Raw genomic sequence first — 21,280 nt, forward strand, 5'->3', positions numbered from 1 at the left:
GAATTATCAGGCATTTAAAAGTTGATAAATTTTTTTGACGGTAGCGGCGCGATCGGCGGCGTTGGTGATCAACCCGCTAACGGCGATCCCATGCACGCCTGCGGCTACCAGGTCCGGGATATCTTCCAGCGTTAGGCCGCCGATGGCGATCAGCGGGAGGTTGATCCGTGCTTCCTTCATGGCAGCAAGTATCTGCTTATATCCCTCCAGGCCGAGGATGGGACTAAGCCGCTCTTTAGTGGCCGTAAACCTGAAAGGACCTACTCCTACATAGGTAGCCAGGTTTTCTGCATGTACCCGGATCTGATCAAATGTATTGGCGGTGCCCCCGACCAACCGGCCGTTCCCGGCTATTTGCCTGGCCGCCGCTACGCTCATATCTTCCTGCCCTACATGTACGCCATGCGCATTTACCTGCGCCGCGATCTGCGGATGATCGTTGATGATGAGCGTAGCGTTATAGCCTTCGCAAATGCGCCTGGCTTCTTCGGCCAGGGATGCGACTTCCGGCAGGGGTTTGTTCTTTACCCGCAACTGTATCCAGTTGCAGCCTGCGTCACAGGCTGCCGCAATGTTTTCCAGGTGCGGGCTTTGTGAAATATATTGTAACTGACTGATCATAAATGATGGTATCCTAAAAGAGATGAATGACTTGCCAATACTTTCTCCGTATATCTTTTCCCGTTACTGCATGCATCTGTCAGCTGCTGGCCGTTTGCCAGGCATGCGGTGATAGCCGCGGAAAGGATACAACCGGAGCCATGTTTGGCGGTTACGGCAGCAACTCCCGGAGAAATTGTGTACTCCAGGCCCTGTGCATATAAAGTATCGTGGCCTGAAAGGCGCGTTCTGTGGCCTCCTTTGAGCAATACATTGCAATGTGCGGAGAGTTGCAGAGCAGCCAATTCGCCATCTTCACAACCCGCCATCAGCTTTGCTTCCTCATAATTAGGCGTTACCAGGTAAACAGACCTGAGTAATTTTTTCCAGGCCGCAAAGGGTGATTGCCCGTGAAAATCGAAGCCGGTGGATGATTTAACAACAGGGTCCAGGATCAGGCGGATGCCGGGCTGCAACCTGGTCAGTTCCTGTACCAGTTCCAGGGTGGCTTCCACTCCGGGCATTATGCCGATCTTGCAATACCCGATATCTCCTGTTGCCAGCAATGGTTTTGCCTGCGCCAGTATCTCGCCGGTCCTCAGCCAGGAAACAGACAGGAAGCTGCTTGCTGTTTGTACAGTAATGGCCGTACAACAACCGTAACCAATCACCTTGTGTTGTTCAAACGTTTTGATATCGGCCAGCAGCCCGGCTCCCCCGCTGGGGTCCAGCCCTGCTATGCTCATAACTTTTGGGCGCTCTGTTTCCATGCCTCCAGAATGTTTTTAAACCTGTTAATTGCGTTTGCCGGTTCTTTCCATATTGCTCCCAGTAAGGCTGCCCCGGTAAAACCCCATTCCCGCAGCCGGGAGATATTTGTGTCATCAATACCTCCCAGCGCCAACACGGGGCGATTGAATTTTCCAGCACTCTTATTATGCATGCCTTTATACCCCGGTTTGGAAATGCTGTCGAACACCGGGCTTAAAAGCAGGGTGGTGAACCGGGTATCCTGTTGTTCAATTTCCGATGGGTCGTGCACTCCCCTGCTATGTTCCAGCCCCGGAACAAAAACCGGATACTTACTCCAGTGCACACCGGCCAGGCCATATTTCAGCGCCAGGGTATGATGATCGCGGACCAGGATATTCGGGTAGGCGTTGCTTGGTAGTTGCTGAAGCAACTGTTCATAGTTTTCGGCCGTCCACCCGGGTTTCCTGATCAGCAGCCTGTCGGCGCCGGCCTGCAGCAGCGCCGGTATGATAGCGGCTTCGTGTTCCACGGCCTGCGGAGCGGTGATGATCCACAGCATCAGGAGTATATTTCCCCGCCTTGCTGAACGAAGGCGGCAGCCATTTCATTCATTCCTTTTTCGAGGGCGGTAGCTTCGTTGAGCCCTTGCGCTTCCGCATAGTCGCGCACTTCCTGGGTGATCTTCATAGAGCAGAAATACGGTCCGCACATCGAGCAGAAGTGAGCGATCTTGGCACCTTCAGCAGGAAGTGTTTCGTCGTGGTAGGACCGGGCCGTTTCCGGATCAAGAGAGAGATTGAACTGGTCTTCCCATCGGAATTCGAACCTGGCCTTGCTTAATGCATCATCCCGCAGCTGTGCCACAGGATGGCCTTTTGCCAGGTCGGCGGCATGTGCGGCTATTTTGTAGGCGATCACCCCTTGTCTTACATCTTCTTTATTAGGAAGTCCCAGGTGTTCTTTAGGCGTAACGTAGCAAAGCATGGCAGTGCCCATCCAGCCTATCATTGCGGCCCCGATAGCGGATGTGATATGATCGTACCCCGGCGCAATATCGGTGGTTAAAGGGCCGAGGGTATAGAACGGCGCTTCGTGGCAATGCTTCAGCTGCTTGTCCATATTTTCCTGGATCAGGTGCATAGGCACATGTCCGGGTCCTTCGATCATTACCTGTACATCATGTTTCCAGGCGATCTTGGTAAGTTCTCCCAATGTTTCCAGTTCCGCAAACTGGGCGGCGTCGTTGGCATCGGCAATGCTGCCGGGCCGCAGGCCGTCGCCGAGCGAGAAAGAAACATCGTAGGTTTTCATGATCTCGCAGATCTCTTCGAAATGCGTGTAGAGGAAGTTTTCGCGGTGATGGGCCAGGCACCATTTGGCCATGATGGAGCCGCCGCGGGAAACGATACCGGTAACGCGTTTGGCGGTAAGCGGTATGTAGCGGAGCAATACGCCTGCATGAATGGTGAAGTAATCAACGCCCTGTTCGGCCTGTTCTATCAGGGTATCACGGAATATTTCCCAGGTCAGGTCTTCCGCTTTTCCGTTCACTTTTTCCAGCGCCTGGTAGATGGGTACTGTGCCTACGGGAACGGGAGAATTGCGGATGATCCATTCACGGGTCGCGTGAATGTTTTTGCCGGTACTGAGATCCATAAGGGTGTCGGCGCCCCATCTGCAGGCCCATACGGCTTTTTCGACTTCTTCTTCTATGCTGGAGGTAACGGCGGAGTTGCCGATGTTGGCGTTTATTTTTACCAGGAACCGGCGACCGATGATCATGGGTTCACTTTCGGGATGATTGATGTTGGAAGGGATGATGGCCCTGCCGGCGGCTACTTCCTGGCGAACGATCTCGGGAGTGATCAGTTTGTCGGAGCCGGTGGCAAGCTGGTTTTCACGGATGGCGATGTATTCCATTTCCGGGGTGATGATCCCTCTTTTGGCGTAGCTGAGTTGAGTGAGGTGTTGACCGGGTTTGGCGCGGAGTGCGCCGTTTTCTGCACGGGCAACATCATTTCTGTCGAGTATCCAGGTTTCCCTTATTTTAGGAATGCCGATGGCGGGATCAATGGCGATGCCGGGGTCGGTGAAGGGGCCGCTGGTATCGTATACTACAACCGGTTTGTCGGGTGTTTTGCTGTTTCGTGTGCCCGTTAGCGTTATTTCCCGCATGGCTACGTTGATAGGATGTAAAGTGCCCCTGACGTATATTTTTTTTGACGCAGGCAGGGGTGACCGGCTGATGGCCGTTGTTGAAGTGGTCATAAGATGTTTTAATTTTTAGACAATAAGATGCCGGTCCGTTAACTAACGGAAACGGTTATACGCTATATGGATGCGGGGATCAACCTCCTTGAGTGGCGCGGATAATAGTGATATTATCGGCGTCGGAGACCAGTTGATCGGACCAGGAATTTTTGGGCACAACCTGGTTGTTGACAGCAACCGCGATGCCTTTGTGAGAGGAGATTTGAATAAACTGTAAGAGTGCAGCGATAGTTGTTCCCTGCTGCACCGCATAAAGTTCATTGTTTACAAACACTTCCATAGTGATTGGAATTAAAAGTGAACAATAAACTTTAAGGATGTGAAGATGAGAGAGGTTCAGTGTTACTTTTCCCTACGGCAGTCCGAACTGCTTCAGGTACTGAGGGTATCATCTCAGTTTATCCTGGTTCAGGATAAACACCCCTAAAGTGGAGACGAAAGTAGAGAAAAAAAATGAATTGCAGGGAGAAATAAATTTGATTGGAGTGGAAGAAAAGTAAATTGTAATTTTAAGGGTATGAGGCTTCACTTAATTTTGGGACTATTACTGTTATCGGCCTGCGGGCAATCCGGCAAGCGGGAAGCGCCTAAGGAAACGTATTCCGACAGCAGCCTGATTGGGATCGCAGACAGCAGTAATGCCGGCATTCCCGACAGCACAACTGCTGTTGCAGATACGCTGTATATTGATGCAGCAAAGCTCATAGGAAAATGGATAAGACCTGTAGAGGGTCTTGACAAGGAAGTGCAGGGTTTTCAGTTAAGAAAGAACGGGACAGCGAAGTCTATTAATATGTATACCCTGGTATATGAAAAATGGCAGCTGATAAACGACACCCTGCTTTTGTGGAATCATTCGGAAGGCGTGAGGGACACGACTACTATCATTGATACTACTATCATCAAAGCATTATCAGATACTTCATTGGTATTATTCCCTATAAAAGCGGCTGATGGCTATACCGAACATTACATTAAGCAGTAATTATCAGTTATAGATCTGCCAGAGTCCGACCAGGCATGCTACAACAGCCATAAATATTCCAGCGGCAGCCAACTGCATATCATCTATATTTTTCCTGCCTAAGAACAAGGATATCAACCCGATCACAGCGGCAACGGCGCCGGCTGCAACTGCATAGGAAGGCGTTTTGGTAACGAAGGCAAAAGCGGCCGCCAGTATGCCGATAAAAAGGGCGAGGAAGCAAGCCGTTTTTGTTAATGTTGTTGAATGTTGCATAGCATTTTGAGTTTTTAATAAACGGGTGAAGAATGATTTATTTTGTTATTGAGCGTTCCCATGGTACTTTAAGCAATTCTGATACCTTTTCGTATTCGGGTCCCTGGTATTCTTCCAGCCCGTATCGCAGTTTTGTTACATCCACTTTTTTAAAGGTCCCGAATATCCTGTCCCATATCGAAAAGATGTTTGCATAGTTCGTGTCTGTTTCCGGCTGGTAATCGCTGTGATGTACCTTGTGCATATCCGGCGATACGATGACCCAGCTTAGGGAATTATCCAGCCATTGAGGCAGGCGTATGTTGGCGTGATTGAACTGGGAAAAGAAGGCGGAAGTGCTCTGGTATAGCATAATCATCCAGAATGGTATTCCCATTACCAGGATGGTTATAAACAGCGCGCCAACACGCCAGATACTTTCTACGGGGTGGTGCCTTAATGCTGTGGTAGCATCGATCTCTGTATCTATATGATGTATTTTATGAAATTGCCACAGCCAGGCGTTCTTATGCTGTACCCAGTGAATGAGCCAGGCTCCCATGAAATCGAGCATTAGTACAGCCAGCACTGCGTGCAGCCATAAGGGTAGTTTCACCAGGTAAAGCAGGCCAAATTGCTGGGCGGTAGTGAACCGCGATATTTTAACGATGAGGAATGCCAGGCTGGTATTGATTATTACGGTTGTAAGAGTAAAGAAAAGGTTAGTACCGGCATGACGGTATTTGTTCCCTTTAAAGTGGAAACGGGGAGCGATACCTTCGAGGATCCATAACAGCACTAAGCCACTTATCAATATAACGGTACGCCAGGAAGAAGGAATATGTTCAAAAAAATTGACCATATAACATTAGAGATCTTTCCAGTGTGTCTTTTTTTATTACTAGCTAATATTGGTTCTTCTAACCGGGCAAAAACAAAATCTAACGAGGATACGGGGTGGGAAAAGTTATCAACCAACTATTTTCCGTCTTCAAAAATTACAACTAATTACAGAATAAATAAAATTGTTCTTTTGTGCTACCAGCAAGGTATTGGGAGGTATGGTATTATGTATTACTATTTAAAATAAAGCAGGGTTCGCAAGCATGGAAGGAAAACACGATAAAAATAAAACGGACTGTCTCATGATGAAGAGACAGCCCGTTTCGAGTTATATTGACTGGTATTAGTTATTCAGCATTAAAGGCATTACCAGCATCAGCAGATCTTCATTTTCTTCTTTTTCGGAAGGTCTGAGGATGCCTGCTTTGGTAGCAGTAGCCAGGTCGATAGAGATTTCATCGCCTTCTGATACGTTGAGCATTTCTATCAGGAATTTGGCGTTGAAAGCTATCTGCATGTCGTTGCCGGTATACTGGCAGCCCATGCGTTCGTTACCTTCGAAGGAGAAGTCGACATCCTGTGCAGAAAGCTGCAATTCGCTGCCGGTGATGTTAAGGGCAACCTGGTTAGTGCTTTTGTTAGCAAAAACGCTTACGCGTTTTAAGGCGTTCTGGAAGTCGTTCTTTACTACAGAAAGGCGGTAAGGGTTGTCTTTAGGGATCACTACCTTATAGTCAGGGAAGCGGGCATCGATGAGGCGACAGATCATTTGTGCGCCTTCATGTTGCACGAAGAAGTGGTTCTGGCTATAAGAGACTTTGATTTCAGAATCATTGTCAGGCAATGCTGATTTCAATAGGTTTAACGGCTTTTTAGGCACGATAAAGCTATCGGCTTTCGGGCATTTAACGTCTGTTCTTACATACTTTACAAGCCTGTGCGCGTCTGTGGCAACAAAGGTCAGGCTATCCGGCGACAGCTCGAAGAATACGCCTGTCATTGCCGGACGAAGATCATCGTTGCTCACGGCAAACAGCGTTTTATTAATGGCAGTAACCAATCCGGTAGCTGTCATTGTAAAAGAAGTAGTGTCGTCTGCAGCTGGTTCTTTAGGAAAGTTTTCGGGGTTCTCTCCCATTACTTTATACTTACCATTGTCTGACGTGATTTCTACTGCGTAGGAGTTCAGATCAATGTGGAAAGTGAGTGGCTGATCCGGCAGATTTTTCAGGGAATCGATCAGGATCTTCGCAGGAATACAAATTCTTCCACTTTCCTTCGCTTCCACCTCCAGCTTCACCCGCATCACAGTTTCCAGGTCTGTGGCAACTACGGTCAGTTCGTTTTTGTCAATCAGGAAAAGAAAATCCTCCAGTATCGGCAATACTGTATTCGAATTGATAACCCCGCTGATCTGTTGTAATTGTTTTAATAAAGTAGAGGAAGAAACAATAAATTTCATGGTCTATATTAATTTGCTTATCATTTTTGCCCGTCGGGTAACCTTGTATTTTCGCTGTATTCACACGTTACCTAGCATAAAGGTCAAATGTACTGTAAAACAAAGATAGTAAGATTTGTTCAACCCTTTATTTCATCACATCTTATACACGTTATTAACAACGTTTTTCACAACCGCAGACCCGGGTTTCATATATGTATTTTTTTAAATAACAATTATCGGTAAGTTAATGAAAAACAATGTTCTTTAGACACTGTTCAAACATTAAAGGTTTTTGTTAATTAAATTGAAAAGAAGAATTGCTTTCTTTAAAGCTATGTTCAAATAGGTTAATTTTGCCGCGCGATAAGATTTACCAAAACAATAAATACGCAGGTTATGAAACTGTCTCATTTAGCCGAAACACTGATTGGCTCAGAAATCATCAAACTGGCTGCCGACATTAAAGAGAAACAGGCAAAAGGTGAAAAGATCTATAATTTCACCATCGGAGACTTTGATCCAAAGGTGTTTCCAATCCCTGAAGCATTTGAGCAGGAGATCATCAACGCGTATAAGGAACATCTTACCAATTACCCGCCAGCCGACGGGATCCTGGAACTCCGCCAGGCTGTAGGTAAATTCATTGCCGAAAGAGAAGGCCTCACTTATGACCCGGCCAAAGAGATCGTCATCTCCTGTGGCGGCAGACCTATCATCTACGCTACTTTCAGAACAATTGTCGACAGGGGAGAAAAAGTAGTTTATGCTACTCCTTCCTGGAATAATAACCACTACACTCATTTCCTGGAAGCCGAACACGTAGTGTTGGAAACTACCCCGGAAAATAACTTCATGCCTACCGCAGCGGAATTGAAACCGCTCCTGAAAGGCGCCTCCCTCCTGGCTCTCTGCTCGCCGCAAAACCCAACCGGTACTGCTTTCAGCAAGCAACAGCTGGAAGAGATCTGCGACCTGGTGCTGGCAGAGAACAAAAGCAGGGGTGCAGACGAAAAGCCGCTGTACGTATTGTTCGACCAGATGTATTGGGTGCTCACCTTCGGCAATACCGAACATTACAACCCGGTAACCCTCCGCCCGGAAATGAGAGACTACACGCTCTTCATCGATGGCATGAGCAAGGCTTTCGCCGCTACCGGCGTAAGAGTGGGCTGGGCTTTAGGTCCGGCTCCCGTTATCGCAAAAATGAAAGCGATCCTCTCCCACGTTGGCGCATGGAGCCCAATGGCAGAACAAAAAGCTGCCGCCCGCTACCTCGTCCAAAAAGAAAACGTAGACGCTTACCTGAAACATTTCAAAGCCGAAGTAGAAGAACGGCTGGTAAAATTCTATGAAGGCTTTGAAGCGCTGAAAAAGGAAGGTCATAAAGTAGACGCCATCGCTCCACAGGCAGCCATCTACCTCACGGTAAAATTAGACCTCGCAGGCAAAAAGACCGCCGACGGCACCGTACTGGCCGACCAGGCAGCCGTCACTTCTTATATATTAAATGAAGCCAAACTGGCGCTGGTACCGTTCAACGCCTTCGGCGCCGCTAAAAACTCGCCATGGTACCGCCTCAGCGTAGGCACCTGCGTAAAAGAGGAGATCCCCGCCGTATTCGCCCAACTCCGGCAGGCACTCTCTCAACTCGTTTAGGTTCACGCGAAGGTTTCGCGCAAAGAGGCCAAGGAGCAAAGAAGCATAAGGATTTTTTTTAAGGGACATAAGTTTTTTTAAGGGAGGTAAGTATTAAAAAAGGATTTTAAGGAACATAAGGAGGAGCTTAAGAAGCAATTTTTTTAGTACATATACATAAATCGGCAAGGAAGCCATACGATCACCGTCGTATGGCTTCCTTGCTTTTTAGATTATTTAATTCAAGATAGCAATAATTATATATAATTATTAATCAATTATAAAATCTTCTCTTAAAATTCTTAAAATCTCCTTACCTCTCTTAATAAACTTATGTCCCTTAAAAAAATCCTTATGCTTCTTTGCTCCTTGGCCTCTTTGCGTGAAACTTCTGACTTTTTGACTTTTGTAATCGAAAAGTTAAATACATGTTAAAAGGTCAAGGGTTGTTACTAATCCCGAAAAAGGTAGTAATTTTGACTTCGTAACTTAAAAAGTCAAAAAGTTAATGCATACAGAGTCAAAAGATGAGATGAGGGATAAAATCCTCGAAGCCGCTCTGAGGCGTTTTACTCACTATGGCGCTTCTAAAACAACGATGAACGAGATCGCAGACGACCTGCGATGCTCCAAAGCGTCGCTGTATTACTATTTCCCTGATAAGAAGGCAATGCACATGGCAGTGTTGGAGAAAATAGCGGAAGCCTATTTTCAGGAAATGGAAAAAGAGGCCGACAATGTTAACTCTGCTACCGAAGCATTAATCAGAATAGTAGACATCCGGAAACAATTCATAAGCAAATTCTGTCGACTGGAAATCTTTATGTTATTAAAAGATGCCAGCGATTTAATGTTGCAGGAAAAGAAAAAAGGCATGGAACGGGAAATTGCGTTGCATGTCAAGATCATAAAGGCAGGAATAGCATCAGGAGAATTTAATGTAAAAAATCCGGAACAGATAGCGGAGTTGTTAGTACAGGCATGTGCAGGACTTCGTTTCTCTGTACCTGATCACATAAGAGAAGATATGGATCTGGATGATGAGATGTTTGAACTGGTGATGGAAAAACAAAAACAGTTGCTGGAGGTATTTATCAACGGTATTAAGGCATAACAGAAGATTATATGGTGGCGAGAGAACGGATATTAGATACAGCGCTTAAAATGTTCAGGATATACGGCGTTAAAGCGGTAACAATGTTCGACATTGCCCGCGATTGCGGTATCTCCAAGAAAACAGTATATGAACATTTCCAGGATAAACAGGCATTGGTAGATGAAGGCCTGCAGCAACTGTTAACTAACCATGGCGACTATCTGAAAACAAACAGCCAGGAAGCGGCCAACGCCATTGAAGAATTATTGGGTAGCACAAAATATATCACCAACATGGCTAAAACACTGAACCCCGTGATGTTGCACGACCTCCAGAAATATCATCCTGATATCTGGAGCAATGTAGAAAAGTTTAGATCAGAAGGTGTACTGTACAGCATAAAAGAAAATTTAAGAAGAGGTATGGCGGAAGGCCTATATCGTCAGAACCTCCACATCAACATTGTAGCCCGCATGCGCCAGCTGCAGCTGGAAGCGGCTTTTGATCCGGAACAATACCCTGCAGATCAGTATGAAATGCAAACAGTAATGGATCAGGTTACAACTCACTACTTACTTGGAATTGCTACAACCAAAGGACAAGACCTGGTTAACCAGTTCCTGCAAACTAAAAACGACGTATTGTAATCGACTACGCTAACTAATCAAAATTATGAAGCGATTAAAGTTAACGCTTATCCTCTTGCTGGGGATAGGGGTGTATAATGGCTATGCTCAAGCGCCACTGACTTTGAAAGAGGCATTGAAGTTTGCGCTGCAAAACAACCAGCAACTGGCAAAAACGAAACTGGACGAGGAAATGGGTAAGTTCAAAACACAGGAAGTTCGCTCCCAGGCCCTCCCACAGGTAAATGGTAACGGTAACTATACCGACAACCTGCAACTCGCTAAATCCATCTTACCCGGCGACGCAATAGGCAAACCCGGTGAAAACATCGTGATCGGTTTTGGTGTGAAATACGGCGCCAGCATCGGCGCTGAACTCAACCAGCAGATCTATAACCAGTCTGTATTCACAGGACTGAAAGCTGCAAAGGCCGGCGAAGAATACTATAAACTGGCTACTCAGCAATCGACCGAAGATGTGATCTACAACGTAACTCAACTTTATTATCAACTGCTTATCACCCAGGAAAACCTGAAAAGCCTGGATAGCAATATATTGAAACTGACAGATCTCGTGACTGTCACCAAATCGCAGTACGATAACGGGCTCGCGAAAAAAATAGACCTCGATCGCATCAAGGTAAATCTCACCAATTATCAAACCCAACGTGTACAAACGCTGAACCAATATACCATGCAGGTCAACAACCTGAAAAAAATAATGGGCATGCCATTACAATCAGCGTTCGTCATTCCTCCGTCTTCTCTGAAAGACATTGAATCTTCCGCTGCTGCTGTTCTGCAGTACGATGATGCTAATATGGAAGAAAGAACAGAGTTGAAATTGCTTCGCAAGCAGGAAGAACTGCAACTTTTCCAGAAGAAGGCTTACCAGGCGGAGAACTACCCTTCCCTCTCCCTGTTTGGCCGTTACTCTTACAGCGGTATGAGCAACCAGTGGATGTTTGCAAAAGATCCGGTGAACAGCACCCTCTGGTATGGCACTTCTGCGATAGGCCTCTCCCTGAAGATCCCCATCTTCGATGGTTTTGGCCGCCGCTCTAAAGTAAGCCAGGCCGATGTAACCTTACGCCAGCTGAAACATACAATGGAAGACACCAAACTGGCCCTCAATACCCAGTACGAGAACGCCAAGCTTACCATACGCACGAATATCACCGCTATTCATTCGCAGAAAGAAAACATGGAGCTTGCCAATGAAGTGTACTATTCTACACAGAATAACTACCGCCTGGGTCTTGCCAGTTTAACAGACCTGCTCAATGCAGAAACTTCCCTGGCCGATGCCCAGAACGCCTATAACGCGGCCCTGTTGCAATACAGGCTGGCAGAACTGGATATCATAAAGAGCAAGGGCAACCTGAGGGATCTTCTAAACTAAATCTACAAACGAAAACAAATAGAACACACAAACTATTTTGCTGATGAAAAAGATATTAATCTGGGGTCTTGTTACTGTTGGCGCTTTAGCGCTGATCATGTGGAAGCTCAATGCCAATAAAAAAGCCAACGAAGCAAAAATTGAATTTGTAAAACAAAGCAATATCGGGGATGTACCTGTATTGGTACAAACTGTTAGCAGCAGCGATTTCTCCAACGCCTTCCAGGCAAACGGTAATTTTGAACCGGTTCGCGAATTAAGCTACCTGGCCGAAACTTCCGGAAGGATCACCAAGCTGTTGGTAGACGAAGGCAGCGTTGTAAAACAAGGGCAACCTCTCGCCTATATCGACGGGCAGATCCTGAACACCGACCTGGAGTCTGCCAAAGCGAACCTGAATCAACTTAAAGTGGATGCAGAAAGATATGAGGCGGCTTTCCAGACAGGCGGCGTAACCCGCAAACAGGTAGATGACGCCAAACTGCAGTACGAAATAGCCAAAACCCGCTATGAAGCAGCCAATCGCAGGGTTAGCGATACTTATGTTAAAGCCCCTATCTCCGGCATCATCAATAAAAAATATGTAGAACTGGGCGCCTACTTGTCTGTAGGTAATAAAATGTTCGACATTGTAGATGTATCCCGCCTGAAACTGGCGGTTTCCGTACCGGAAGCACAGGTTGTTAGCCTGAAGAAAGGACAGAAGGTAGAAGTGACTTCAAACGTGTTCCCTGAAACCAAATACGAAGGCGTGATCACTTTCATTGCTGCAAAAGGCGATAACTCGCTTAACTACCCCGTTGAAATGGAAGTGACCAACTTAGGCGATAAAGAACTGAAAGCCGGTATGTACGGTACTGCGCACTTCTCTGATCCAACTGCCGAGAAAGCGATCTTCATTGCACGTACCGCTTTTGTTGGCGGCGTAAACAGCAACGAAGTATATGTTATGGAAGGCAATGTTGCCAAGAAGAGAAAAGTAGTTGCCGGAAGGATCATTGGCGATAAAGTGGAAGTACGCCAGGGTTTAAAAGAAGGAGAAACTGTTATCACCAGCGGTCAGATCAACCTGACAGACGGAGCAACAGTAACTGTTCAGCGCGGAGCTGCCAAGTAATGTGAGGATCAAACTTTTTGAAACATGAAGATTACAGAAGTATCGATAAAACGACCTACCATAGTAGTGGTTGTTTTCACTATCCTCACCTTATTAGGGGTGATGAGCTACAAGGCGCTGAACTATGAACTTTTGCCAAAGTTCAGCTCTCCGATAGTGACAATCTCTACTGTTTACCCGGGCGCTTCCCCCAACGAGGTGGAAAGCACCGTGACCAAGAAGATTGAAGATGCGGTTGCATCTATGGAAAAGATTAAAAAGATCATTTCCAAATCTTCCGAAAGCCTTTCTATTATTACTGTTGAGCTGAATAACGATGCAAATGTGGACATCGCGCTGCAAGACGCTCAACGCAAGGTGAACGCTATCCTGGCCGATCTGCCAGGCGATGCGAAACCGCCTTCATTGAATAAATTTTCGCTGGACGACCTGCCTATCATGACCCTGTCTGCCACTGCAAACATGGACGATAAGAAGTTCTATGACCTGGTAGATAAAAAACTGCAGCCATTATTATCCCGCTTGCCGGGCGTTGCACAGGTATCGCTGATCGGCGGCCAGGAACGCGAGATCCAGGTGAATGTTGATCCTAAAAGATTGCAGGCGTTCAACCTGTCTATCTTACAGGTACGCCAGTTGATCACCAATGCGAACCTCGACTTTCCTACCGGTAAGGTAAAATCAGCGAATGAGCAGATCCTTGTTCGCCTGGCGGGTAAATATAAAAATGTAGACCAGTTGCGCAACCTGGTGCTTAAAACAACAGAGAACGGCACACAGGTAAGGTTGTCTGATGTAGCGGACGTACAGGATGCGCAGAAAGACGCTGAGCGTATTGCCCGTGTAGACGGCGTAAACGCGATTGCGTTGCAGGTGCAGAAACAAACGGATGCCAACGCGGTAACTGTGAGTGAAGAAATGAAGAAAACGATTGCCCAGATCGAAAAGGACTATGCGCCCAATGGCCTGAAAATACTGGTGGCTAACGACTCGTCCGACTTTACCCTGGAATCTGCCGACTCTGTGATCCATGACCTGATCCTGGCGGTGATCCTGGTGGCTGTAGTGATGCTGTTGTTCCTGCACAGTATTCGTAGCGCCATCTTCGTTATGATCTCTATCCCCGCTTCCCTGATAGCTACCTTCATTGGTATGAAGCTGATGGGCTTCTCGCTGAACCTGATGTCGCTCCTGGGCCTTTCGCTGGTAGTAGGTATCCTGGTGGACGACGCCATCGTGGTACTGGAGAACATATACAGGCACATGGAGATGGGTAAGAACAGGGTTAGGGCTGCTTATGAAGGAGTGAAAGAGATCGGGTTTACCGTTACTTCCATTACCCTGGTAATTGTGGTGGTGTTCCTGCCGATTTCCCTGACCAACGAGCTGGTATCAAAAATCCTCCGTGAATTCTGCGTGGTGGTAATGATCTCTACTATGCTCAGTTTGCTATCGTCGTTCATGATCGTGCCGCTGTTATCTTCCCGCTTCGGTAAGTTGGAGCATATCACGGGCAAGAATATCTTTGAGAAATTTATTTTATGGTTCGAGCGGCAGTTGCAGAAATTCACCGTTTGGATGACGGGTTTGCTGAAATGGGCTTTGAGTCATAAACTGGCGACCGTAGTGATTGCGATAGGTTTATTGTTAGCATCGTTCATGTTGCTCGGTAAAGGATATATAGGAGGTGAGTTTATCCCGAAAGGAGACCGCGGTCAGTTTATCGTATTGCTGGAAATGCCTAAGGATGCATCTGTAGAACAAACCAACCAGGCTACCAGGACTGCTGAAAAATACCTGAATAAAAAACCGGAGATCACACGTTTGATCACCACTGTAGGGCAGACCAGTGAAGATGGCTTCGGTACATCGCAATCTACTGCCTATAAATCAGAAATCACCGTAATGTTGGTTGATCCTGAGCATAGGAAAGATGCATCTGATATTTATGCAGCAAAGATCAAGAAAGAACTGAAAGGCATTTTGCCTGGCGTGAAAGTGAAAACTACCGACGTGAGTATCCTGGGTACAGCAGAAAGAGCGCCTGTGGAACTGGTAGTAATGGGATCGGAACTCGACAGTGTGATGAAGTTTGCAAAACGGGCAATGGATACTTTAAGAACCGTTGACGGGGCAACAGAGATCAAGCTGACAGTGGAAGACGGTAATCCTGAGATCAACGTGCAGGTAGACCGTGATAAAATGGCGGCTCTTGGTTTAACACTGGATGCCGTGGGAGGTACCATGCAAACAGCCTTCAGCGGAACAGCCGACGATTCTAAGGTCAAATTCCGGCAGGGAGATTATGAATACGATATCAATATCCGGTTCGATGATTTCAACCGCAAGAACCTGGATAATGTTGCCAATATCCAGTTCCTGAACGATAAAGGGCAGTTGATCAAGTTATCGCAGTTTGCTACCATCACTGAAGGCTCAGGCCCAAGCCAGCTGGAAAGAAGGGATAAAAATACTTCTGTTTCTGTTCAGGCGCAGGTAATGGGACGCCCTAGTGGTACAGTAACCCAGGAGTTTGCAGCGAAGCTGGAGAAGATGGACAAGCCTGTAGGTATCAGCTACCTGTTTGGCGGAGACGCTGAAAACCAGGGAGATTCATTTGGTACATTGGGCGCTGCATTGCTGATCTCAATTGTAATGGTATACCTGATCATGGTGGCGCTGTACGATAACTATATTTACCCGTTCGTGGTACTGTTCTCTATTCCGTTGGCGATCATCGGGGCCTTGCTGGCGCTGGCATTGACCAACAATACGCTGAACATCTTTACCATTCTCGGTATGATCATGCTGATCGGGTTGGTGGCGAAAAATGCGATCATCCTGGTAGACTTTACCAACCAGATGAAAGAACAGGGACAAAGTACTTACGAAGCGCTGATCCATGCGAACAACGCACGTTTGCGTCCTATTCTCATGACCACTATTGCGATGGTGATCGGTATGCTGCCGATTGCGTTGGCAACCGGTGGTGTGGCTTCTACCAAAAACGGTTTGGCCTGGGTGATCATCGGCGGTTTGATCAGCTCTATGTTCTTAACGCTGATAGTTGTACCGGTGATTTATATGATCGTGGATAAGATCATGGCTAAATTCGGTATGGGGCGTGTATCCACTAAACGTTATATCCGCCAGCGGATGGTGGCCCCTTACGAGGAAACTGCTTTAAGTGAAATTCATCAGAATTAAAGATATGTTACTAACAGTGTAACAGTTGTAGGTTTAGGTAATAGCCGGAGTAATCTTACTCCGGTTTTTTTTGCTCTTTTTTCGGAAAACTATTTTTGTACTTTTATAGCGTTACAAAAATTTTATATGAAAAAATTATTCCCCTTAGTATTGTTGTTCTCCTCTCCTTTCCTATCCTACAGCCAGAAAGTAATTACAGGAGTGCCCTCGCCCGAAAGTATTATAGCCTACAAGGACGGGTATTTTGTTTCTTCAATTGGCCAGAAACTGGCCGCAGTTGACAAAGATGGCGATGGTGCGATTGCCTTTGTAGACAAGGCAGGAAATGTAAAAAGCCAACGCTATTTTGATGAAGTGCTGAACGCTCCCAAAGGAATCGACATTGTCAACAACCAGCTGTATGTAGCTGATATAGATCATCTTAAAGGATTTGATATTGCTACAAAAAAGAAGATCTTCGATCTTAACCTCGAAGGGAAAGCCCAACTGCTGAACGATGTGTATGCCGTTAATGATTCCCTGCTATTTGTAACCGACTCATTTACCGGCGATGTATTGCAGGTAAACCTCTCCTCCGGCCAGTATAAAAGTATTGGTACGGTTACAGGTGCCAATGGAGTTTTATTCGATAAGAAGTCGGGTATTCTCTATGTCTGTTCAATGGGAGAGCAGTTTAACGCACAGGGCAAATTGTATTCAAAGAAGTTAAGCGACCATGCAGCTGCTTTTGCTCCCGTAGAAGGATCTCCTGTGGGGCTTTTTGACGGTATTGTGCAAGTGGATGACCAGCGTATTATGTTGTCTGACTGGCAGGGAATTGATGGTTCAAAACCCGGCAACCTGGTTACCTATCATATCGGCAAGAAGTCGTATACCCGCAAGGAAGTAAAGCACTCGCCTGCTGATATAGCGATCGACAAGAAAGCCAGGATGCTGCTGGTACCAAGGTTATTGGATGGAGAGATAGATGTAGCGGCATTGGAAAAATAGGTTTCACACAAAAGGAAAGCAGTATTTAAACCGGTTACATACTGCTTTTTTCTTTCATTTAGTGTAGCCGGCAGTGTTAGACTCACAAAGCCGGTAACGAGTTAAATCCGTGCATTTCTTCTTACCTCATCAAAACTATAGGTGGCAACGGTTTGCCCGTTTTCAAACACTGTTTGCAACAGGTCGCTGGCGCCTGGTTCTTCGCCAACTCCAACAGTTTGGAATTTGTCCGCTACATTGACCAGTTTCAGTTTGCCGGCTTTGGATTTTTTGAAAGATGTGCGCAGGTTGCCGTTTGCATCTAATTCTACAGGCATCTTCTGTACATCTATACCTTTACCATTTACAACAGCATAAGAGCATTTCAGTGCAAATTCCTGTGTGTCGCGGTTCACTCGCTGCAACAACGCGCCGCCCATACCCAGTACCAGGTTTTCGGCGCTGAACCCGGCTTTTTTCAAACCTTCATAAATGCCGGGGATAGAAGAATAGCTGATACCGTCGCCTTGTATCACCCTCACCTGAGGAGGCAATACCTTGTATCCTTTCTCATTAACGGTATAACCGAATTTGTTCGTGAGAATGTCTAATACCCTGGTCAGGGTCTGAACAGGATCCCCGCTATCGGGACGGATCACCAGTGTTCCTTTCCTGTTAAGGATCTGTTCTTTCAGTTCAGTACCCCAATATTCTTCACAAGCGCGGAAGATGTTATAGGAGTCGGAAACACAAGCGATCGTTCCGGTTGGGAATGTGTCTAAAACATGTTTAAAGATGGTCAATTCACCTGCTTCGCCAAGTAGGGTACAAATGGAGTGTTCCGTTGCCGGAATTGAAAGGCCGGGAGCCGTAGCTGCGTTGTAGAATTTTTTGGCGAAAACAGAGCCGGCTATGGTGTCGCTGCCGGAAAAATTGACCAGGTGGGCGCTGCCACCGATGCCTGCGCTTTCTACTGAGCTGGCGCCTCTGAATCCAAAGTCGTTCAACACAAAGTCGATGCCTGCGAATGCGCTTTCGCTCGCAGTTTCAGTATAATATTTATAGACTATTTTTTTGATCTCCCTGGATACGGTAGCTACGGTGCATGGGTACCAAACCTGCATCAGCAGCGTTTCCAGGAAGTTGGTTAACCAGTAGCATTCAGGGTCGGTGTTTTCGATGGTCATCAGCACATTTTTCACCGGAACAACAGTGCCTTCGGGAACAGCCTTGATCCTCACGGGCAGTTTGCCGCCGTAGTGGTCAATAATGTATTCGAATTTGCTCCTGTCAAAAACATCCGTTCTGCCAAAAACTTCATTCAGGGTCTGTTCTGCTTCATCCAGTTTTTCTTTGGTGAAAACAGCGCCTTCCAGGTATTCTTTCAGGAAGTATTGCAGGCCATAGAAAACAGTTTCGTCGAATTTGCCGCCCCGGCTTTCTAAATAAGAATAGATGTACTGGGTGCCGGGAATGTATAATTTATGGTGAGAGTATTTATATGCGTCGGCAAGTAATATGAGATTCTCCTTTGTCATGGTGTGAGGTTTTAATCTTAGTAAGCTATTTTTTCCATCAGTTTTTTCATCAATGGAATATGAGTATCTATTATTTCGTTTTGTTCTATCAGTTGAGGAAGGTCTTTTACCGCTACCCAGCGTAAGGCGGCGAGGTCGTCGCTTGCTACAGGGGCGCCTGCCAGCAGTTCGGTGCTGAAAAGCGTAGTGATAATTTTATTAACCTCGCTACGGTATCTCCAGTCATCTACCCTCAGGGAAGCTACGTATTTTAACGGGCCGATGGTGACATCTCCACATTCTTCTTTTAACTCCCTGGCGGCTGCTGCTTCAAAATCTTCATCTGTGGTGTCGGCAAACCCGCCGGGCAGACGCCAGGCAGATTCTTTCGGTTTCCTGCCCAACAGCAGTTCTTTGTTATTATTCCTGAAAACCGCAATGTCTACGGTTGGGAAAGCGGTTGGATAAAGGCTGTAGGTACTGTAGATGATGCCGGCCCTGAAAGCTTCCGTATCCAATACTTTGTCTGAAATAGCTTCCCGCAGGGCGGTGGCGTTATAGTCCTGTACCGGTGGCAAAGAAGTAGTAGGAAACCTGCCGGAATAACTTCCTATGAAACTATCCCGGCTGCCATACAGCAGGAAGTTTTCGTTAGGGAAGGTGGTTTGCAGCAGGTCGTCTAACCCGGCAGACCATACGATATCGCTTTTCTGATCGCTCAGCGGAAGTACAATGATTTCGGGGAACTGCTGTTTGATCATTCGTTCGCGGGTACAATAATCGAGTGGATTTTTCCTGCTTCCTTTAACGGGAGCTACTCCCAGCACAATTACAGTCTTATTATGATGTTGCTGAACTTCCCGGATCAAGGCAAGGTGACCTTCATGTAAGGAAGGTGTCTGGAACCTGGCTATTATTACGCCTATTGACTTTATGTTGTGCATAACAATCTATTTTGTGTAATTGTTACACAAATATATGAGGGTATTTCTAAACCACAAAATATTTTATGTAAAATTTACACAAATAGATAAAAAATCAGATCTCGAACACCATTCCTTCGTTTTTCAGCTTGAAATAGCGCTCTTCATCGAAGGAAAAAAGTTTAGCAGGACGGCCCTGGGAGATTTGCTTTTGTTTTTCGTTATGTGAGATTAGAATACCTAAGTGATTGATTTTCTTCTGGAAATTCCGCCGGTCGATCGGCCTGTCCAGCAACGTTTCGTATAGTTTTTCCAGGTCGGCGATCGGGAATTTCTTATCGAGGAGTTCGAAGCCGATAGGTTCGTAACGGATCTTGTTGCGAAGCCGTTGTATAGCTACGTTGATGATATTCTGGTGATCGAAAGCCAGTTCCGGCAGTTCTTTGATGTTGAACCAGTCGGCGTCTTCGGCGTCGGTGCTGGCGGCGAGTTTGAAATTGGTCGGGTTAACAAGCCCGAAATAAGCTACGGATACGATGCGGCCCCGCGGGTCTCTGCCTGCATCCCCGAAAGTGTATAGTTGTTCGAGATAGTTGATACGCACGCCGGATTCTGTTTCCAGCTCCCGGGTAACTGCTTCTTCCAGTGATTCGTCGTCTAATACAAACCCGCCTGGTAAAGCCCAGCTATGCAGGAATGGAGGGATAGTGCGTTTGATCAGCAACACTTCGATGCCTTCTTTGGGCTTATAGCCAAATACGACGGCGTCTACAGTTAATTGGATATTTTGTTTAATAAACACAATCTCTTACAGGTTATTTTGCTTGAAGGTATTGATCTAATTGGGCAGTGCCTTTGTGTAAATTTACAAACAAAGGATTTTTCTGCGGATCAAACACTATAATAGTGCTTTGTTCCCAGATATCCTGGGGATGCGGCAGCTCGATCATCACCTCCTGCCCGTTGGCCCGGCGGAAAAGCAGGCTGTCTTTCCCTGCAATATGCGCCTGGAATCCTTTCTGGGACAAGTATTCTGTCAGGTTCTTTCTCAATTGAAGCACCGAATCCGTCAGCGGGTCGGAAGCGGGCTTAAATTCCCTGTACACATAGCATTTCTCCGTCACCACATCGTATGCAGACCTGTCTTTGGTTTGTTCACGGGCTGTATTGTTACAGGCAAATAAGGCTGTTGCAACTAACAGGAAAGAACATATTTTTTTCATAATTCTCATAGCATTTAATTTTCGTAGCAGTCATAATTCCGCTGTCTGTAAATTTTGCCATCTCTGAATTCTATAACGCTGCAGATAAAAGCTTTCATAACCTGACCCCGCCGGAATTTGCCGGCGTCTACTCCTATCTCGCCTGTCCATGTTGCTTCTACAACCAGGGTATTGCCCGTTTCCACCACTTTAACCACGCTAAAGTGCTGAGATTTCAGGATGACCTTATTAATAGCCATACTTTCCAGCATAACATCGAAGTTCCGCTGTTTGACTTCTTCAGACAACAAATTAGGATAAGCTGTCTGGATAATGTTGGGATGAAAAATAGTGGCATATTCAGCAGCATCTACTGAGAAATTCTCCAGGAGATGGAAGTACCGGTATATAAGCGCCAGTTTTTCGTCCATTAAGCAGGGATAAATTTATGCGAAA

The 21,280-nt window shown here is 46.3% G+C and carries 21 protein-coding genes and 1 riboswitch; of the genes, 8 read left to right on the forward strand and 13 right to left on the reverse strand.

Features of this window, described 5'->3' with window-relative positions:
* Window positions 1-6: 6 nt before the first annotated feature.
* The 5 genes from BLV62_RS24255 to thiS all read right to left on the reverse strand — a co-directional run bounded on the left by BLV62_RS24255 (window position 7) and on the right by thiS (window position 3,904).
* Window positions 7-621 (reverse strand): thiamine phosphate synthase, encoded by a 615-nt coding sequence (locus BLV62_RS24255; RefSeq protein WP_089765113.1) that lies wholly within the window; start codon window positions 619-621, stop codon window positions 7-9.
* Entirely contained in the window at window positions 618-1,370 is a 753-nt protein-coding gene (locus tag BLV62_RS24260; protein WP_089765115.1) for a hydroxymethylpyrimidine/phosphomethylpyrimidine kinase, read from the reverse strand. The genes BLV62_RS24255 and BLV62_RS24260 overlap by 4 nt, the downstream gene beginning before the upstream one ends.
* A complete protein-coding gene (locus tag BLV62_RS24265; protein WP_089765117.1) occupies window positions 1,343-1,912 on the reverse strand; it encodes a thiamine phosphate synthase in 570 nt (189 codons plus the stop codon). Before BLV62_RS24265 ends, BLV62_RS24260 begins: the two co-directional genes overlap by 28 nt.
* Window positions 1,912-3,621 (reverse strand): phosphomethylpyrimidine synthase ThiC, encoded by a 1,710-nt coding sequence (gene thiC, locus BLV62_RS24270; protein WP_089765119.1) that lies wholly within the window; start codon window positions 3,619-3,621, stop codon window positions 1,912-1,914. The genes BLV62_RS24265 and thiC overlap by 1 nt, the downstream gene beginning before the upstream one ends.
* Window positions 3,622-3,700: 79 nt before the next feature.
* Window positions 3,701-3,904 carry a sulfur carrier protein ThiS gene (gene thiS, locus BLV62_RS24275; protein ID WP_089765120.1) on the reverse strand — a complete coding sequence of 68 codons (204 nt, stop codon included), beginning with the start codon at window positions 3,902-3,904 and terminating at the stop codon, window positions 3,701-3,703.
* 52 nt (window positions 3,905-3,956) lie between these two features.
* A riboswitch (TPP riboswitch) is annotated at window positions 3,957-4,059 on the reverse strand.
* Window positions 4,060-4,141: 82 nt separating this feature from the next.
* Here thiS and BLV62_RS24280 point away from each other — a divergent pair.
* Window positions 4,142-4,609, forward strand: coding sequence for a lipocalin-like domain-containing protein (locus tag BLV62_RS24280; RefSeq protein WP_089765122.1), 468 nt, complete (start codon window positions 4,142-4,144; stop codon window positions 4,607-4,609).
* 3 nt (window positions 4,610-4,612) lie between these two features.
* Here BLV62_RS24280 and BLV62_RS24285 read toward each other — a convergent pair whose 3' ends face one another.
* The 3 genes from BLV62_RS24285 to dnaN form a co-directional block, all read right to left on the reverse strand.
* Window positions 4,613-4,864 (reverse strand): hypothetical protein, encoded by a 252-nt coding sequence (locus BLV62_RS24285; protein WP_089765124.1) that lies wholly within the window; start codon window positions 4,862-4,864, stop codon window positions 4,613-4,615.
* A gap of 37 nt (window positions 4,865-4,901) precedes the next feature.
* Window positions 4,902-5,705: a sterol desaturase family protein gene (locus BLV62_RS24290; protein ID WP_089765126.1), complete on the reverse strand. Its 804-nt coding sequence runs from the start codon at window positions 5,703-5,705 to the stop codon at window positions 4,902-4,904.
* Window positions 5,706-6,029: 324 nt separating this feature from the next.
* Window positions 6,030-7,148 (reverse strand): DNA polymerase III subunit beta, encoded by a 1,119-nt coding sequence (dnaN, locus tag BLV62_RS24295; RefSeq protein ID WP_089765129.1) that lies wholly within the window; start codon window positions 7,146-7,148, stop codon window positions 6,030-6,032.
* Window positions 7,149-7,526: 378 nt separating this feature from the next.
* Here dnaN and BLV62_RS24300 point away from each other — a divergent pair, with 378 nt between their 5' ends.
* The 7 genes from BLV62_RS24300 (at window position 7,527) to BLV62_RS24330 (ending at window position 17,203) form a co-directional block, all read left to right on the forward strand.
* A complete protein-coding gene (locus BLV62_RS24300; RefSeq protein WP_089765130.1) occupies window positions 7,527-8,786 on the forward strand; it encodes a pyridoxal phosphate-dependent aminotransferase in 1,260 nt (419 codons plus the stop codon).
* Between the two features lie 487 nt (window positions 8,787-9,273).
* Window positions 9,274-9,879: a TetR/AcrR family transcriptional regulator gene (locus BLV62_RS24305; RefSeq protein ID WP_089765132.1), complete on the forward strand. Its 606-nt coding sequence runs from the start codon at window positions 9,274-9,276 to the stop codon at window positions 9,877-9,879.
* Between the two features lie 11 nt (window positions 9,880-9,890).
* Window positions 9,891-10,508 carry a TetR/AcrR family transcriptional regulator gene (locus BLV62_RS24310; protein ID WP_089765133.1) on the forward strand — a complete coding sequence of 206 codons (618 nt, stop codon included), beginning with the start codon at window positions 9,891-9,893 and terminating at the stop codon, window positions 10,506-10,508.
* Between the two features lie 25 nt (window positions 10,509-10,533).
* Entirely contained in the window at window positions 10,534-11,889 is a 1,356-nt protein-coding gene (locus BLV62_RS24315) for a TolC family protein (RefSeq protein ID WP_089765135.1), read from the forward strand.
* Between the two features lie 43 nt (window positions 11,890-11,932).
* On the forward strand, window positions 11,933-13,006 hold the full coding sequence (locus BLV62_RS24320; RefSeq protein WP_089765137.1) for an efflux RND transporter periplasmic adaptor subunit: 1,074 nt from the start codon (window positions 11,933-11,935) through the stop codon (window positions 13,004-13,006).
* A 24-nt stretch (window positions 13,007-13,030) separates the two neighbouring features.
* On the forward strand, window positions 13,031-16,213 hold the full coding sequence (locus BLV62_RS24325) for an efflux RND transporter permease subunit (RefSeq protein ID WP_089765139.1): 3,183 nt from the start codon (window positions 13,031-13,033) through the stop codon (window positions 16,211-16,213).
* Window positions 16,214-16,339: 126 nt separating this feature from the next.
* On the forward strand, window positions 16,340-17,203 hold the full coding sequence (locus BLV62_RS24330) for a YncE family protein (protein WP_089765141.1): 864 nt from the start codon (window positions 16,340-16,342) through the stop codon (window positions 17,201-17,203).
* Between the two features lie 101 nt (window positions 17,204-17,304).
* Here BLV62_RS24330 and BLV62_RS24335 read toward each other — a convergent pair whose 3' ends face one another.
* The 5 genes from BLV62_RS24335 to BLV62_RS24355 all read right to left on the reverse strand — a co-directional run bounded on the left by BLV62_RS24335 (window position 17,305) and on the right by BLV62_RS24355 (window position 21,255).
* On the reverse strand, window positions 17,305-18,720 hold the full coding sequence (locus BLV62_RS24335; protein WP_089765143.1) for a nicotinate phosphoribosyltransferase: 1,416 nt from the start codon (window positions 18,718-18,720) through the stop codon (window positions 17,305-17,307).
* A gap of 17 nt (window positions 18,721-18,737) precedes the next feature.
* Window positions 18,738-19,643 (reverse strand): NUDIX domain-containing protein, encoded by a 906-nt coding sequence (locus tag BLV62_RS24340; protein WP_089765145.1) that lies wholly within the window; start codon window positions 19,641-19,643, stop codon window positions 18,738-18,740.
* Window positions 19,644-19,737: 94 nt separating this feature from the next.
* A complete protein-coding gene (locus BLV62_RS24345; RefSeq protein ID WP_089765147.1) occupies window positions 19,738-20,424 on the reverse strand; it encodes an NUDIX hydrolase in 687 nt (228 codons plus the stop codon).
* A 13-nt stretch (window positions 20,425-20,437) separates the two neighbouring features.
* Window positions 20,438-20,845, reverse strand: coding sequence for a hypothetical protein (locus BLV62_RS24350; protein WP_089765148.1), 408 nt, complete (start codon window positions 20,843-20,845; stop codon window positions 20,438-20,440).
* 14 nt (window positions 20,846-20,859) lie between these two features.
* Window positions 20,860-21,255, reverse strand: coding sequence for a nuclear transport factor 2 family protein (locus BLV62_RS24355; protein WP_089765150.1), 396 nt, complete (start codon window positions 21,253-21,255; stop codon window positions 20,860-20,862).
* Between the last annotated feature and the right edge of the window lie 25 nt (window positions 21,256-21,280).

Origin of the sequence: Chitinophaga terrae (ex Kim and Jung 2007) (assembly GCF_900107795.1) — a bacterium.
Classification (GTDB): domain Bacteria; phylum Bacteroidota; class Bacteroidia; order Chitinophagales; family Chitinophagaceae; genus Chitinophaga; species Chitinophaga terrae.

Coding starts and splice junctions, on each gene's coding strand:
- dnaN (WP_089765129.1), bottom strand. CDS start 7,148: ATGAAATTTATTGTTTCTTCCTCTACTTTATTAAAACAATTACAACAG.
- BLV62_RS24305 (WP_089765132.1), top strand. CDS start 9,274: ATGCATACAGAGTCAAAAGATGAGATGAGGGATAAAATCCTCGAAGCC.
- BLV62_RS24340 (WP_089765145.1), bottom strand. CDS start 19,643: ATGCACAACATAAAGTCAATAGGCGTAATAATAGCCAGGTTCCAGACA.
- BLV62_RS24320 (WP_089765137.1), top strand. CDS start 11,933: ATGAAAAAGATATTAATCTGGGGTCTTGTTACTGTTGGCGCTTTAGCG.
- BLV62_RS24260 (WP_089765115.1), bottom strand. CDS start 1,370: ATGGAAACAGAGCGCCCAAAAGTTATGAGCATAGCAGGGCTGGACCCC.
- BLV62_RS24315 (WP_089765135.1), top strand. CDS start 10,534: ATGAAGCGATTAAAGTTAACGCTTATCCTCTTGCTGGGGATAGGGGTG.
- BLV62_RS24355 (WP_089765150.1), bottom strand. CDS start 21,255: ATGGACGAAAAACTGGCGCTTATATACCGGTACTTCCATCTCCTGGAG.
- BLV62_RS24280 (WP_089765122.1), top strand. CDS start 4,142: ATGAGGCTTCACTTAATTTTGGGACTATTACTGTTATCGGCCTGCGGG.
- BLV62_RS24285 (WP_089765124.1), bottom strand. CDS start 4,864: ATGCAACATTCAACAACATTAACAAAAACGGCTTGCTTCCTCGCCCTT.
- BLV62_RS24265 (WP_089765117.1), bottom strand. CDS start 1,912: ATGCTGTGGATCATCACCGCTCCGCAGGCCGTGGAACACGAAGCCGCT.
- thiC (WP_089765119.1), bottom strand. CDS start 3,621: ATGACCACTTCAACAACGGCCATCAGCCGGTCACCCCTGCCTGCGTCA.
- BLV62_RS24310 (WP_089765133.1), top strand. CDS start 9,891: ATGGTGGCGAGAGAACGGATATTAGATACAGCGCTTAAAATGTTCAGG.
- BLV62_RS24300 (WP_089765130.1), top strand. CDS start 7,527: ATGAAACTGTCTCATTTAGCCGAAACACTGATTGGCTCAGAAATCATC.
- BLV62_RS24350 (WP_089765148.1), bottom strand. CDS start 20,845: ATGAAAAAAATATGTTCTTTCCTGTTAGTTGCAACAGCCTTATTTGCC.
- BLV62_RS24255 (WP_089765113.1), bottom strand. CDS start 621: ATGATCAGTCAGTTACAATATATTTCACAAAGCCCGCACCTGGAAAAC.
- BLV62_RS24335 (WP_089765143.1), bottom strand. CDS start 18,720: ATGACAAAGGAGAATCTCATATTACTTGCCGACGCATATAAATACTCT.
- BLV62_RS24330 (WP_089765141.1), top strand. CDS start 16,340: ATGAAAAAATTATTCCCCTTAGTATTGTTGTTCTCCTCTCCTTTCCTA.
- thiS (WP_089765120.1), bottom strand. CDS start 3,904: ATGGAAGTGTTTGTAAACAATGAACTTTATGCGGTGCAGCAGGGAACA.
- BLV62_RS24290 (WP_089765126.1), bottom strand. CDS start 5,705: ATGGTCAATTTTTTTGAACATATTCCTTCTTCCTGGCGTACCGTTATA.
- BLV62_RS24325 (WP_089765139.1), top strand. CDS start 13,031: ATGAAGATTACAGAAGTATCGATAAAACGACCTACCATAGTAGTGGTT.